This window comes from Blastococcus sp. TBT05-19, from assembly GCF_003319095.1.
In the GTDB taxonomy this organism is placed as follows: Bacteria; Actinomycetota; Actinomycetes; order Mycobacteriales; family Geodermatophilaceae; genus Blastococcus.
In genome coordinates this window covers 1,008,771-1,022,989 of the sequence record NZ_QOHI01000001.1, presented here as the reverse complement: position 1 = coordinate 1,022,989, position 14,219 = coordinate 1,008,771, and the positions used below count along the sequence as shown (strand labels likewise).

Annotated in this window: 13 protein-coding genes; 6 read left to right on the top strand and 7 right to left on the bottom strand. The window is 74.3% G+C overall.

What is annotated here, in order from left to right; translation table 11 throughout:
- Positions 1-105 precede the first annotated feature (105 nt).
- The 3 genes from DQ244_RS05015 to DQ244_RS05005 are packed head-to-tail and all read left to right on the top strand — an operon-like array spanning position 106 to position 2,739.
- Positions 106-522, top strand: a complete 417-nt coding sequence (locus tag DQ244_RS05015; RefSeq protein WP_147251469.1) for a hypothetical protein — start codon at positions 106-108, stop codon at positions 520-522.
- A gap of 33 nt (positions 523-555) precedes the next feature.
- Positions 556-1,569, top strand: a complete 1,014-nt coding sequence (locus DQ244_RS05010; protein WP_113810281.1) for an NADPH:quinone reductase — start codon at positions 556-558, stop codon at positions 1,567-1,569.
- Positions 1,570-1,602: 33 nt separating this feature from the next.
- Positions 1,603-2,739 (top strand): glycerate kinase, encoded by a 1,137-nt coding sequence (locus DQ244_RS05005; RefSeq protein ID WP_113810280.1) that lies wholly within the window; start codon positions 1,603-1,605, stop codon positions 2,737-2,739.
- Here DQ244_RS05005 and DQ244_RS05000 read toward each other — a convergent pair.
- The 4 genes from DQ244_RS05000 to DQ244_RS04985 are packed head-to-tail and all read right to left on the bottom strand — an operon-like array spanning position 2,717 to position 7,424.
- The gene (locus tag DQ244_RS05000; RefSeq protein ID WP_113810279.1) at positions 2,717-3,496 is read right to left on the bottom strand and encodes a DeoR/GlpR family DNA-binding transcription regulator; all 780 of its coding nucleotides are present in this window, start codon (positions 3,494-3,496) and stop codon (positions 2,717-2,719) included. The genes DQ244_RS05005 and DQ244_RS05000 overlap by 23 nt on opposite strands.
- A 16-nt stretch (positions 3,497-3,512) precedes the next feature.
- Positions 3,513-4,550: a 4-hydroxythreonine-4-phosphate dehydrogenase PdxA gene (gene pdxA / locus DQ244_RS04995; RefSeq protein ID WP_113810278.1), complete on the bottom strand. Its 1,038-nt coding sequence runs from the start codon at positions 4,548-4,550 to the stop codon at positions 3,513-3,515.
- Positions 4,547-5,908, bottom strand: a complete 1,362-nt coding sequence (locus DQ244_RS04990; protein WP_113810277.1) for a four-carbon acid sugar kinase family protein — start codon at positions 5,906-5,908, stop codon at positions 4,547-4,549. The genes pdxA and DQ244_RS04990 overlap by 4 nt, the downstream gene beginning before the upstream one ends.
- A gap of 19 nt (positions 5,909-5,927) precedes the next feature.
- A complete protein-coding gene (locus DQ244_RS04985; protein WP_199580184.1) occupies positions 5,928-7,424 on the bottom strand; it encodes a GntP family permease in 1,497 nt (498 codons plus the stop codon).
- A gap of 232 nt (positions 7,425-7,656) precedes the next feature.
- On the opposite strand from DQ244_RS04985, the gene DQ244_RS04980 reads away from it, so the two are divergent.
- On the top strand, positions 7,657-8,148 hold the full coding sequence (locus DQ244_RS04980; RefSeq protein ID WP_233491214.1) for a cupin domain-containing protein: 492 nt from the start codon (positions 7,657-7,659) through the stop codon (positions 8,146-8,148).
- Between the two features lie 9 nt (positions 8,149-8,157).
- A complete protein-coding gene (locus DQ244_RS04975) occupies positions 8,158-8,517 on the top strand; it encodes a LuxR family transcriptional regulator (RefSeq protein ID WP_113810274.1) in 360 nt (119 codons plus the stop codon).
- Positions 8,518-8,715: 198 nt separating this feature from the next.
- Here the strand turns inward: DQ244_RS04975 and DQ244_RS04970 are convergent, their stop codons facing one another.
- Genes DQ244_RS04970 through DQ244_RS04960 form a run of 3 tightly spaced genes read right to left on the bottom strand, consistent with a single transcriptional unit; the run spans position 8,716 to position 13,533 of the window.
- Entirely contained in the window at positions 8,716-9,870 is a 1,155-nt protein-coding gene (locus DQ244_RS04970) for an acyl-CoA dehydrogenase family protein (protein WP_113810273.1), read from the bottom strand.
- On the bottom strand, positions 9,870-11,867 hold the full coding sequence (locus tag DQ244_RS04965; RefSeq protein ID WP_113810668.1) for a biotin carboxylase N-terminal domain-containing protein: 1,998 nt from the start codon (positions 11,865-11,867) through the stop codon (positions 9,870-9,872). Before DQ244_RS04965 ends, DQ244_RS04970 begins: the two co-directional genes overlap by 1 nt.
- A 52-nt stretch (positions 11,868-11,919) precedes the next feature.
- Positions 11,920-13,533 carry a carboxyl transferase domain-containing protein gene (locus DQ244_RS04960; RefSeq protein WP_113810272.1) on the bottom strand — a complete coding sequence of 538 codons (1,614 nt, stop codon included), beginning with the start codon at positions 13,531-13,533 and terminating at the stop codon, positions 11,920-11,922.
- A gap of 88 nt (positions 13,534-13,621) precedes the next feature.
- On the opposite strand from DQ244_RS04960, the gene DQ244_RS04955 reads away from it, so the two are divergent.
- Positions 13,622-14,218 carry a TetR/AcrR family transcriptional regulator gene (locus tag DQ244_RS04955; RefSeq protein WP_113810271.1) on the top strand — a complete coding sequence of 199 codons (597 nt, stop codon included), beginning with the start codon at positions 13,622-13,624 and terminating at the stop codon, positions 14,216-14,218.
- The last annotated feature ends 1 nt before the right edge of the window (position 14,219 follow it).

Genomic DNA, 14,219 nt, shown 5'->3' with positions numbered 1-14,219 from the left:
CGCGACCCCCTCCGGTGTGCATGCTGGCCCTCCGGCGGCATCGCCGCACGTCCGAGCGTTCCGGAGCCCTCCGCGGGGCTGCGGGGCGGCGGCTAGCCTCCGGGGGTGGGGTACTCCGGGAAGCTCTCCTACAGCGACGGCCGGTGGAGCACCGGGGGCCCGACCGCGGTGCCGTTCCTGATCCTCGACGTGCACGACAGCGGCTTCGCCACCGTCGACTACCGCAGAGCCGACGCCTCGGGCGGGCGCTTCTTCCTCCGCTACGAGCCGCGCTTCTACTTCGACGACGCCGATGCCGCCGACCCGGTGGACGCGGCCGCCGAGGCCGAGGGCTTCACCCGCTGGGTCGTGGAGGCGACCGGGACCCCGCTCGACCCGGCCGACGTCCAGGCCCTGCTGGCCTCCCCCGCCGGTGTCCCGCCCGAGGACGAGGTGGTGGAGCTGACGGTCGACCGGATGATCGAGCTCGCCGGCCTGCCGCCGGTGGACTGGCCGACCGACCCGCACGCCTACGCCGGCTGACTGAGACCCCCGTCGCCGGGTAGGGGGACCTCCGTGCGAGCGATCTCCTACAGCAGTCCCGGCGGCCCCGACGTCCTCGAGCTGGTCGAGCGGCCGGTGCCCGAGCCCGGCCCCGGCGAGGTCCGGGTCCGCGTCGCCTTCTCCGGGGTGAACCCGACCGACTGGAAGTCCCGCTCCACCGCCCAGCCCGGCCCCGAGGGGCAGGTGCCGAACCAGGACGGCGCCGGCACCGTCGAGGCCGTCGGTCAGGGCGTCGACCCGGCGATGGTCGGCCAGCGGGTGTGGATCTGGGAGGCCGCCTGGCAGCGCCCGTGGGGCACCGCCGCCGAGCACACCGTCGTCCCCGCCCGGCACGTGGTCCTGCTCGGCGAGGACCCGTCCTTCGAGCTGGGCGCAGCGCTCGGCATCCCGTTCCTGACCGCGCACCGCTGCCTCACCGTGGCCGAGTCGCTCCCCGACCGGCTGGGCCCCGGCACGCTGACCGGCCACACCGTGCTCGTCCAGGGCGGGGCGGGTGCGGTGGGCAACGCCGCCATCCAGCTCGCGCGGTGGTCCGACGCCACGGTGATCGCCACGGTCAGCAGCCCCCGCAAGGCGCAGCTCGCCGCGGCCGCCGGCGCCGACCACGTCGTGAACTACCGGGACCAGGACGTCGTCGCCGAGGTCCGGAGGATCGCTCCGAACGGCGTCGCGTCCATCGTCGAGGTGTCCGCCGCGGTGAACGCCGCCGTCGACGCGCAGGTGATCGGCCTGCACGGGGCGGTCGCCATGTACGCCGACGACGGCGGCGCCGAGGTGACCGTGCCCGTGCGCGCGCAGATGGGGCCCAACGCCCGCTGGCAGTTCGTGCTCGTCTACACCGAGCCGGAGCGCGCCAAGGTGCTCGCCATCGAGGACGTCGCCACCGCGGTCGCCGACGGCGCCATCCGGGTCGGCGAGGAGGCCGGACTGCCGCTGCACGTCCACCCGCTGGCCGAGACCGCGGCCGCGCACCAGGCGGTGCAGGACGGCGCCGTCGGCAAGGTGCTCGTCGACGTCACCGCCTGAGCCCCGCGCCCTCACGGCTGGCACGATCCGGGCATGACACGGGTCCTGGTCGCGCCGGACAAGTTCAAGGGCTCGCTGACCGCGGCCGAGGTGGCCGAGGCGGTGATCCGCGGGCTCGGCACCGTCATCCCGGACCTCGACGTCCGGGCGGTACCCGTGGCCGACGGCGGTGACGGCACCCTCGACGCCGCGGTCGCCTCGGGCTTCGAGCGCGTGCCGGTCACGGCGACCGGACCGACCGGTGAGCCGGTGGCCACCGCCTACGGCCGGCGGGGCCCGGTCGCGGTCGTGGAGATGGCGGACGTGTCGGGGTTGTCACGGCTGCCGGGAGGCCGGCCCGAGCCGCTCAGCGCCACCAGCCGGGGCACCGGCGAGCTGATCGCCGCCGCCCTGGCGGCCGGCGCCCGGCGCGTGGTGGTGGGCATCGGCGGCAGCGCCTGCACCGACGGCGGCGCCGGCGTGCTGCAGGCCCTCGGCGCCCGGTTGCTCGACGCCGACGGGCGCGAGATCGGTCCGGGTGGCGACGCGCTCGCGCAGCTGTCCCGGATCGACCTGGACGGGCTGCTGCCCGACGTGGCGGAGTCGGAGCTCGTGGTCGCCTGCGACGTCGACAACCCGCTGACCGGGCCGACCGGCGCGCCGGCCGTCTACGGGCCGCAGAAGGGGGCCGACGCGGCGCAGGTGGAGCTGCTCGACCGGAACCTGACCCGCTTCGCGGACCTGGTCGCCGCCGCCACCGGCCGGGACGTCCGGGACGCGCCGGGAGCCGGGGCAGCCGGTGGGGTGGGCTTCGCCGCGATGGCCGTGCTCGGGGCGACCCTGCGACCGGGGATCGAGCTGATGCTCGACCTGCTGGACTTCGGCGAGCTGGTCCGCGGCGCCGAGCTGGTCGTCGTCGGCGAGGGGTCGCTCGACGAGCAGACCCTGCACGGCAAGGCGCCGGTCGGGGTGGCGCGCACGGCGCGGGACGCCGGTGCGCGGGTCGTGGCGGTGTGCGGGCGCAACGCGCTCCGCGAGGACCAGCTGCGTGACGCCGGCATCGACGCGGCCTACGCGCTCGCGGACCTGGAACCCGACCCGGCGCGCAGCATGGCGCAGGCAGCGGAGCTGCTCGAGCGGCTCGCGGCGGAGGTCGCCGCCCGGCACCTCAGCGCACCGGGTCGACCCTGATCCCCCGCCGCCGGAACCGGGCGACGGTCGCGTCGTCCACGCCGTCGTCGGTGAGCACGCTCCACTCCCCGCCCAGCCGCGTCCAGGCGGGTGCGTTGTCCGGGGCGAACTTGGAGGCGTCGGCGAGCACGACGACCCGGCTGGACCGCCCGGCCACCAGTTCCTTGACGTAGGTCTCCTCCACGGTGGGCTCACCGAGGCCCCGTTCCGGGTCGAGGGTGTCCGCCCCGAGGAAGGCGACGTCGAAGGCGAGCCGGCCGAGGGCCACCTCCGACAGCGCACCGGCCACCCCGTGGCTGAGCGGCTGCACCTGCCCCCCGACCATGATCACGCGCAGGCCGGGCACCCGGGCCAGCAGCAGCGCCGCCTCCAACCCGCGGGTGGTCACCGTCAGCGGGCCGCGCTCGGCGAGGACGCGTGCCAGGGCAAGGCAGGTCGTCCCGGCGTCCACGAACACGCTGGCCTCGGCCGGCACGAGCTCCGCCGCCTCGGCGGCGATGGCCGCCTTCGCCCCGGCGAACAGCTGGGCGCTCTCGCCGAAGGACCGTTCGTGGAAGACCTCGCGGACGAGCGCCCCGCCGTAGGTGCGGGCGATCCGCCCCTCGCGCTGCAGCCGGGCCAGGTCCCGGCGGACGGTCGAGGCGGAGACGCCGACCTGGTCGGCCAGCGTCTCCACCCCGTCGGCCCCGCCGCGCAGCAGCGTGAGCAGCGCCTCGTGCCGCTCCTCGGTCGAGCGACGTCTCCTCGTCTCCCCCATCGGCGCCGGCTCCGGATCAGGACCCGTAGGCGCGGCGGATGTTGTCGACGTACGGGGCGTAGTCCACCGCTGCCAGGTAGGCCGAGAGCATGGTGCCGTGGCCGGCCTTGCCGCTCCCGGCGATGTCGAACGCCGTGCCGTGGTCGACCGAGGTCCGCAGGATCGGCAGACCCACCGTCACCGAGATCGTCCCGTCGAAGTCGAAGGTCTTGGCGGGGATGTGGCCCTGGTCGTGGAAGTGGGACAGGACGCCGTCGAACCGGCCGACCAGCCCCTGGTGGAACACCGAGTCGGCCGGGATGGGACCCCGCACGTCCAGCCCCTCCGCCCGGACGGCCTCGCACGCGGGCGCGATGTGCACGATCTCCTCGTCCCCGAAGTTGCCGTTCTCGCCACCGTGCGGGTTCAGCGCCGCGACGGCCAGCCGCGGGTTCTCGACCCCGAAGACCTGCAGCGCGGTGTGCGCCTTCCGGATCGAGGACTCGATCCGCTCCTTGGTCAGCTGGTCGAGCGCCTTGCGCAGCGAGACGTGGCGGGTCGTGAAGAAGATGCGCAGGTGGTGGCCGGCCGCCGCGCTGTTGCGGACGACGAACATCGTGTCCTGCTCGGTCACCCCGGTCAGCTCGCCGAGCATCTCGGTGTGGCCCAGGTGCTTCGAGCCGGCGGCCCAGATGGCCTCCTTGTGGATGGGGCCGGTGACGATGCCGGCCACCTTCCGCTCCATGGCGGCCCGGGTGGCGGTCTCGATCGCCGCGACCGCGGCCTTGCCCGCACGCTCGTCGACCTTGCCCCACTCGGGCACGTCGTCGCCGAGCACACCGGTGTCCACGATGTCGATGAACCCCTCGGCCGGCTCGACGTCGAAGCCGTCCACGCTGCGGACCTCGACGTCCAGGCCCATCGCCTCGACCCCCCGCCGCAGGGCGGCGGCGTCACCGACGGCGACGCCGTGGTGGTCGGCCGCGCCGGCCTGCTCGGCAAGGGTCCGCGCCGTGATCTCGGGTCCGATGCCCACCGGGTCGCCCAGGGTCACTGCGAGTACGTGTCGGGTCATGTGTCTCTCTCCTTCGTGCGGGGCGGCGATGATCGGTGCGAGGTGCGTGAGGTGGCGGCGGCGACGCGGCGGCGGTCGAGCTCGACGGTCCGCCGCAGGTGGTCCAGGCACGTGACGGTGGTGCCCACGTCGCCGACCAGCCCACCCTTGGTCGCGATGTGCACTCCGTCCCAGGGTCCCCCCACGAGTGTTCCCGCGACCGCCAGGGGGACCACCTCCTCGGAGATCTCCAGCCCGTGCGAGCCCAGCTCGGCCAGCACGGCGGCGGTCACGTCGCCACCGGTGGTGAACAGCCCGTCCACCGGGTGCTCCTCCAGCGCCCGGCGCACCGCGGTCGCGAGCTCGCGCGAGATCCGCACCGCGTCCTCCGCCGTGGTGGGGCGGACGTCGGAGTCCTGGACGGCGGTGGCGAACACGACGATGTCGTCGGCGCCGGCCCGATCGAGGGCCGCGGCCAGCACGGCGACCGCGGCGTCCACGTCGGGGACGGCGCTGCCCTCCAGCACCGGCACCGTGTGCACGACGGCGGCCCGCTCCGCGGCCAGCTGCTGCAACTGCTTGCGGGTGAGCTCGGTCGCCGACCCCGACACCACCAGGAGGGGCGCGCCCGGCACGCCGCGCGTCAGACCCAGTGCCCGCGCCATCGCCACGGCCGACGGGCCGGGATCGCTGGTCACCCAGACCAGGTCCCGTCCCTCGGCGGCGGCCACGGCGCCGGTCGCGACCCGTTCGAGGTGCTCCTCGGTGGTGGCGTCGGCGACCAGGACGTCGACGCCCGCGTCGAGAGCGGACGCGATGTGGTCAACCAGCTCCGGGGCCGGGCCGGTCACCGCGGCCAGGGGCACCAGGTGAGCGGCCAGGTCGGTCTGCTGCCGCAGGATCTCCAGGACGTCGGAGGTGCGCATCGGCGTGCGGGCGTCCCGCGCGACCTCGGTCTCCTCCAGGCGGCGCCCGTCGAGCAGCTGGGTGCCGCCGATCGTGTGCCGTCCCGCCGTCGGGTGCGCCGGCGCGCAGAGCACCACCACCCGGGAGCCGGTGAGCGCCCGGACCTCGGCGGCCAGCGCCTCCGTCGTCGCGCCGACGTTGCCCCGCAGGGTGGTGTCGATGCGGTTGCACACCAGCCTGGCCGGCCAGCCGGCCCGCACCGCCGACCGCACCAGCGCGGCCGCTTCGGCCGGCGGGGAGTGCCGGCTGTCGGTCGTGGCCACCAGGACGTCGAAGCGCGAGGCCATGTCGGTGACCACCTCGGCCCCCGTGGCGGCGCTCGCCGTCGCCGCTCGCAGGCCGGCGGACGCGAAGTCCGCAGCCGTCGCGTTCGCGCCGGTCAGGTCGTCGGCGACGACGAGCACCTCGGCCATCAGGAAGACGCTCCCCCGGTCAGAGGAACAGGCTCGCGATGAGCAGCAGCGGCAGCGACGCCAGCCACACCGCGGTGGTGATGCCCGACCAGCCGCGCAGCGCCGCGGTGCCGTCCAGCCCGGTGAACCTCGTGACGACCCAGAAGTAGGAGTCGTTGAAGTAGCTGAACACCATGGAGCCGGCGCAGCAGGCCAGCGCGGCCAGCAGCGGCGAGAGCCCGAGCGCGCCGACCAGCGGCGCCGTCACCGACGCCGCGGTGATCATTGCGACGGTGCCGGAGCCCTGCGCGAGGCGGACCAGCGACGCGACCAGGAACGGCACCAGCACGCTCGGCAGCGAGAGGCTCGACACCGCCTCGGCGAGCTCGTCGCCGACACCGGTGTCGCGCAGCACCTGGCCGAGCGCACCGCCGGCGCCGGTGATCAGGATGATCAGGCCGGCCGAGGCGGCCGCGTCGGCCAGCCAGCCGTGCACCCGCTTACGCGGCGTCCAGCGCGGCAGCAGCAGGTAGACGGCCAGGACGATGCCGATGATCAGCGCGACGACCGGGTTGCCGACGAACGACAGCACCGCCGCGATGCCGGACGGGGTGTACTCGTCGGTCGGCGCGAGGACGCCCTGCGCGTTCCGGTCGATCGCCGTCGCCACCGTGTTCATGACGATGAGGAGCAGGGGGACGAGGAGGGGGACGACGGCCAGCCCGAAGCCGACCTTGTGCGGCTTCGCCCCCGCGGGCGCCTCACCGAGGGCGGAGGGGCTGTCCTCCTCCCGCAAAGGCTCGCCGGTGACGTCCTCCGCGCCGGCGCCGGTGCCGCGCCCGCTCGAGCCGACGGCACCGTCGGTGACGGCGCCGGTGCCGGCCGGCACGCCCGCGTAGACCGCCTCGCGGACCTTCGGGTTGATCTCGCTCTCCAGCTTGGGTCCGATCCACGCGGCGTAGGCGATGACCACCGGCAGCAGCAGCACGCTGAAGACCAGACCGGAGAGGATGAGCGCGCCCAGGTCGGTGCCCAGGATCCCGGCCACGCCCAGCGGGCCGGGCGTCGGCGGCACGAGGTGGTGGGTCAGCGTCATGCCGCAGCCGAGTGCCAGCGCCAGGGTGACGTAGCGGCCCTTGAGGCGGCGCGCGATGGAGCGGGCCAGCGGGTTCATGATCACGTAGCCGGAGTCGCAGAACACCGGGATGGACACGACCGCCCCGGTGCCGGCCATGGCCCAGTGCTCACGCCCCTTGCCCAGCAGCTTCACGAACTTCCGGGCCAGCGCGTCGGCCGCGCCGGAGACCTCGAGGATCTTGCCGATGGCGACGCCCAGCCCGATCACGATGCCGATGGAGGCGAGCGTGTTGCCGAACCCGGTCGTGATCGAGGTGATGATCTCCCCGGCCGGCGCACCGGCGACGAACCCGGTGACGAGCGCCGCGAGCAGGAGCGCCACGAAGGCGTCGAGCCGCGTGCGCAGGACGATCACGACGATCGTGGCGATGCCCAGAACCAGAGCGAGAAGCAGTTGCACGTCCATGCGGGACCTCTCTGACACTCCTCCGCCGTTGGAGGAAGACAGCGGAATCGTGGCCCACGCCACTGCGCGCAGCAAGCGGTAGGGCGAGAAAACTTGCGCGGTCTGCGCAACTTCCGGGGCAGCTCCGGTCGGGTGCCACCGCTCGGACCGCGCCGCGAAGCGTTGACCGTGCCGCCGCCCCGGGCCACGGTGGGAGGACCGCCCACCACGGAGGTGCCCCGTGACGATGCTCGGCCCCGGCGAGGGGCGGCGGCTCACCGCGCTCGGCTCGACGTACACGACCAAGGCCGACGGCGTCACCACCGGCGGCGCGTACTGGCTGGTCGAGGAGGAGTTCTTCGGGGAGACGACGCCGCTGCACCGGCACACCGCTGCGGAGGAGGCGTTCTACGTGCTCTCGGGGCGGGCCGCGGTCTGGCAGGACGGCGTCGAGAGCGAGACCGGTCCGGGCGCCTTCCTGCTGATCCCCCGCGGGCGCCCGCACGCCCTGCGGCGGATCGGTGACGAGCCGGTGCGCTTCCTCACGCTCGTCAGCCCCGCCGGGATGGAGCGGTTCTTCCAGGCGGTGGTCGACGTCGGCGAGGACGCGCTGCTCGCCGACCCCGACCGGCTGCTCGAGCTGGCCGCCGAGCACGGCACCGACATCCTCGGGGACCACCCGGCGGGCGGGTCCGGCGGCGCGAGCTCGCCACGGCACGGGAGCACGCCGCAGCCCTAGGGTCGGTGCATGAGCGCCACCCCGTCCCCCGTCGACCTGTCCGTCCTCGCCCAAGAGCTGCTGGGCCGCGCGCGGACCGAGCACGCCGGCCGATCGGGGCACACGCTCCCGCATCCGGTGGACGGCCTGCGCCAGACGGTCATCGCCCTGCGCGCCGGTGCCGAGCTGGCCGAGCACGAGAGCCCCGGCTCCGCCTCGCTGCAGGTGCTCCGGGGACGCGTCCGGCTGGTCGCCGGCGACGAGTCGACGGAGCTCTCCGCACACCAGGTGGGCCCGATCCCCGACCGCCGGCACAGCCTGCACGCCGACGAGGAATCCGTCGTCCTGCTCAGCGTCGCCCTCCCCCAGCGCGCGCCGGTCGCAGACTGATCCGTCGCAGCTCTTTACCCGGACGACGTCGACCGGCGGGCAGGCCCACCGACGCCCGAGGACGGCGAGCCGACGTCGACGTCAGCAGTGGTGGCGCGCCCGCAGGATGACGAGCAGGTCGCCGGCGGCCGGAGAGGTCACCGCTGAGCCGCTCGGGTGCCCCCGTACCCGGGCCCGGAGCTCGCGCGGCCTCGGCGATCAGCCGACGCCGAGGTCGCGGGCGATGAGCATCCGCTGCACCTCGCTGGTGCCCTCGCCGATCTCCAGGATCTTCGCGTCGCGGTAGAACCGGCCCACCGGGAACTCGTTCATGAACCCGTACCCGCCGTGCACCTGGGTGGCGTACCGGGCGTTGTCCATCGCCACCTCGGAGCTGTACAGCTTGGCGATCGAGGCCTCGCGCCCGTACGGCTCGCCGCGCAGCATCTTCTCCGCCGCCCGGTAGTAGGCCAGCCGCGCGGTGGAGGCCCGCACCTCCATGTCGGCGATCATGAACTGGATCGCCTGGTTGCGGCCGATCGCCTGCCCGAAGGCCTCGCGCTGCGCGGCGTACTTCACCGACTCGTCCACGCAGCCCTGGGCCAGCCCGACCGAGAGCGCCGAGATGGCGATCCGGCCCTCGCCGAGGATGGAGAGGAACTGCGCGTAGCCGCGGCCACGCTGCCCGACCAGGTTCTCCTCCGGCACGCGGCAGTCGTCGAAGGCGAGCTCGCGGGTGTCCGAGGCGTTCCAGCCGACCTTGGAGTACCGCTTCCCCACCGTGAAGCCCGGCGTCCCCGACGGCACGATGATCGCCGAGATCTCCTTGCCGCCGTCCGGGCGCGTGCCGGTGACGGCGGTGACCGTGACCAGGCCGGTGAGGTCGGTGCCGCTGTTGGTGATGAAGGCCTTCGAGCCGTTGATCACCCAGTGCCCGTCCTCCAGGCGCGCGGTGGTCCGGGTCGCGCCGGCGTCGGACCCACCGCCGGGCTCGGTCAGGCCGAACGCGCCGAGCACCTCCCCGGTGCACATCCGGGGCAGCCACTCCTGCTTCTGCTCCTCGGTGCCGAACCGGTAGATCGGCATGGCACCGAGGGAGACGCCGGCCTCGAGCGTGATCGCCACGGACTGGTCGACCCGGCCCAGCTCCTCGAGCGCGATGCACAGGTCGAAGTAGGTGCCGCCCCCGCCCCCGTACTCCTCGGGGAAGGGCAGGCCGAAGAGCCCCAGCTCGCCCATCTGGCGCACGATCTCCGTCGGGAACTCGTCCCGCTCGTAGAACTCGCCGATCCGCGGGGCGACGACCTCGCGGGCGAACTCCTGCACGGTCTTCCGCAGGGCCTCGGTCTCGTCGCTGAGCCGGTAGTCCAACATCAGTTCTCCTCCTCGGGAGCAGCGGCCCGGGGGGTCACCACGGCCAGCCGCTCGTCCAGCGCGACCGTGCGGCCGGCTGTCGCTCCGAGCTCGGTCACCGTCCCCGCGACGGGGGCGGTGAGCACGTGCTCCATCTTCATCGCCTCGACGACCAGCAGCGGGGTGCCCGCCTCGACCTCGTCGCCGACCGACGCCCGCACCACCGTCACCGTGCCGGGCATCGGTGAGGTGACGACGCCGTCGCCCGCGGTCGCACCGGCCGTCGAGGACAGCCGCTCCTGCTCCCGCAGCGCGGTGACGTGCCCGTCGGCGGCCAGCCACACCGTTCCGCCGGAGTGGACGACGGCGTACGAGGTGGTGAGGTCGCCGACGGTGACGCTCAGCCGGTCGCCGTCGCGGGTCGCCCGGGCCGGGACCGCGCTGCCGGCCACCTGCACCTCGGCGGCGGTCGAGCGGCCCCGCAGCCGCACCTCGACCGGCTCGCCGCCGGCGGCCTGCAGCCGGCGGACCGTCCACGCCGGCTCGCCCAGCCGCCAGCCGTCGGGCACGTCCCAGCGGTCGACGACGGGACCGGCCGGCTCGCTCTCCACCAGGAGCGCCAGCGCCGCCGCCGCGTACACGGTGGACGGCACGGGCTCGGGGGTGGTCAGCGCCTCTCCGCGCCGCTCGATCAGGCCGGTGTCCAGCGATCCCGCGACGACGTCGTCGTCGGTGAGCAGGGCCCGCAGGAACGCCGCGTTCGTCGTGACCCCGAGGACGGCGGTCCGCCCCAGGGCCCCGACCAGCCGGGCCCGCGCGGTCTCCCGGTCCGGCGCCCAGACGATGACCTTGGCCAGCATCGGGTCGTAGTCGGTGCCCACGACCGAGCCGACCGCCAGCGAGCTGTCCACCCGGACGCCGGGGCCCGCGGGCTCGACCAGCCCCAGCACGGTGCCGGCCTGCGGCAGGAACCCGCGCGCCGGGTCCTCCGCGTACAGCCGGGCCTCGATCGCGTGCCCGTCGAGGGCGACGTCGCTCTGCTCGATCGGCAGCCGCTCCCCCGCCGCGACCCGGATCTGCTGCTCCACCAGGTCCAGGCCGGTGATGCACTCGGTGACCGGGTGCTCGACCTGCAGGCGGGTGTTCATCTCGAGGAAGAAGAAGTCGCGCGGCCGGTCGGCGTCGACGATGAACTCCACCGTGCCGGCGCCGGTGTACCCCACCGCGCGAGCCGCCTCGACCGCCGCGCGGCCCATCGAGGCCCGCATGGCGGTGTCCAGCAGCGGCGAGGGCGCTTCCTCGATGACCTTCTGGTGCCGGCGCTGGAGGCTGCACTCGCGCTCGCCGAGGTGGACGACGTTCCCGTGGGCGTCGCCGAGCACCTGCACCTCGATGTGCCGGGAGTTGCCCACGTACCGCTCGACCAGGAGCGTGTCGTCGCCGAAGGAGCCGCTCGCCTCGCGGCGGGCGCCGGCGATCGCGTCGGGCAGCTCGTCGGCCGACCGCACCACGCGCATGCCCTTGCCACCGCCCCCGGCGCTGGGCTTCAGCAGCACCGGGAAGCCGACCGCGACGGCCGCCTCGGCGACCTCGGCGTCGGACATGCCGGGCTCGGTGCGCCCGGGGACCACGGGCACGCCCGCGGCCATGACGGTCTGCTTGGCGCGGATCTTGTCGGCCATCGCGTCGATCGCGGCCACCGGCGGGCCGATGAACACCACCCCGGCGGCCTCGCAGGCGCGGGCGAAGTCGACGTTCTCGGACAGGAAGCCGTACCCCGGGTGGATCGCCTGGGCCCCGGTCGCGGCCGCGGCCTGCAGCACCCGCTCGATGGAGAGGTAGCTCTGCGCCGCGGGAGCCGGGCCGATGTGCACGGCGACGTCGGCCAGCCGGGTGTGCAGCGCACCGGCGTCGGCGTCGCTGTACACCGCGACCGAGCGGATGCCCATCTCGCGCAGCGTGCGGATCACCCGGACGGCGATCTCGCCCCGGTTGGCGACGAGGACGGTGTCGAACATCGCCGTCACCGACCGGTCCTGATCAGGGCCAAAATGGCCATTTTGGCCCTCCTCACATCCGGAAGACGCCGTAGCCGACGTCCTCGAGCGGCGCGTTGGCGCAGGCGGACAGGGCGAGGCCGAGCACGGTGCGCGTGTCGGCCGGGTCGATCACGCCGTCGTCCCACAGGCGGGCGGTGGCGTAGTACGGGTGGCCCTGCGACTCGTACTGGTCCCGGATCGGCGCCTTGAACGCCTCTTCCTCCTCGGCCGGCCACTCCTCGCCGCGGGCCTCGATGCCGTCGCGGCGGACGGTCGCCAGCACCGACGCCGCCTGCTCCCCACCCATCACCGAGATGCGGGCGTTGGGCCAGGTGAAGAGGAACCGGGGCGAGTAGGCCCGGCCGCACATCGAGTAGTTGCCGGCGCCGAACGAGCCGCCGATGACGACGGTCAGCTTCGGCACCCGGGCGGTGGCGACGGCGGTGACCATCTTGGCGCCGTGCTTGGCGATGCCGCCGGCCTCGTAGTCGCGGCCGACCATGAAGCCGGTGATGTTCTGCAGGAACAGCAGCGGGATCTTCCGCTTGTCGCACAGCTCGATGAAGTGCGCGCCCTTGAGCGCGGACTCGGCGAACAGCACGCCGTTGTTGGCGATGATGCCCACCGGGTGACCGTGCAGCCGGGCGAAGCCGGTGACCAGCGTCTGCCCGTACAGCGGCTTGAACTCCGCGAAGCGGGAGCCGTCGACCAGCCGGGCGATCACCTCGCGGACGTCGTAGGGCGTGCGCGGGTCCGGTGGCACGACGTCGTAGATCGTCTCCGGTGCGTGCACCGGCTCCTCGACCGGCTCGACGTCCCACGGCCGGGCCTCGCGCGGGCCGAGCGTCGACACGATCTGCCGGACGATCTGCAGGGCGTGCGCGTCGTCGTCGGCCAGGTGGTCGGTGACCCCGCTGACGCGGCTGTGCAGGTCGCCTCCGCCGAGGTCCTCCGCGGTCACCACCTCACCGGTGGCCGCCTTCACCAGCGGCGGGCCGCCCAGGAAGATCGTGCCCTGGTCCTTGACGATCACCGCCTCGTCGCTCATCGCCGGCACGTAGGCCCCGCCGGCGGTGCACGAGCCCATGACGGAGGCGATCTGCGCGACCCCCGCCTTGGAGAGGTTCGCCTGGTTGAAGAAGATCCGGCCGAAGTGCTCGCGGTCGGGGAAGACCTCGTCCTGCATCGGCAGGAACGCCCCACCCGAGTCGACCAGGTAGACGCAGGGCAGCCGGTTCTGCAGCGCCACCTCCTGCGCCCGGAGGTGCTTCTTCACCGTCATCGGGTAGTAGGTGCCGCCCTTGACGGTGGCGTCGTTGGCGACGATCACGCACTCGCGGCCGGAGACGCGGCCGATGCCGGTGATGATCCCGGCGGCGGGGGCGTCGCCGTCGTACATCCCGTGCGCGGCCAGCGCGGAGAGCTCGAGGAAGGGGCTGCCCGGGTCGAGCAGCGCGTCCACCCGCTCGCGCGGCAGCAGCTTGCCGCGGGCGGTGTGCCGCTCGCGCGCCCGCTCGCCACCACCCAGCGCCACCTCTTGCAGCCGGGCGGCGAGGTCGGCGACCAGCTCGGCGTGCGCGGCGGCGTTGCGGGCGGCCGCGTCAGGGTCGGCCGAGAGGGCTCGGGGCAGCACCGGTGCGTCCACGGGCAGAGGTTAACGGTGGTTCACGCATGCGGTCCACTCCCCACGTCGCGGGGTGAACGACGGTTCACGTCGGGGCTAGCATCCCCGCATGACCTCGACGCGGGACGCGGCACTGCACGCCGACGTCGACCGCCCGTCGCGCCGCGAGCAGATCCTGCAGGCCGCGGCCCAGCTGTTCGCCGAGCGCGGCTCGCGCGCCGTCGGTGTCGACGACGTCGGGGCGGCCGTGGGCGTCACCGGCCCGGCCATCTACCGGCACTTCGCGAGCAAGGACGCGATGCTGGCCGAGATGCTGCTGCGGATCAGCGAGCGGCTGGCCGAGGGCGGGCGGGAGCGCGTGGCCGCGGCGGGCGCCGACCCCGCGGCCCAGCTCCGGGCGCTCATCGGCTTCCAGGTGGACTTCGCCCTCGACAACCCGGCGCTCATCGTGGTGCACGACCGCGACCTCACCTCCCTGCCGGAGGCCGAGGCCGGGCAGGTGCGCCGGCTGCAGCGCCGCTACGTCGAGGTGTGGGTGACCGTGCTGGCCCGCCTGCACCCGGGCGCGGAGGCGGCCGCCTGCCGGGCGCGCGCCCACGCCGTCTTCGGGCTGATCAACTCCACCCCGCACAGCGCCGGGCGGCTCGACCGTTCCGCCATGGCGGGACTGCTGGCCGGGATGGCCTGGGCCGCCGCCACCTCATGAC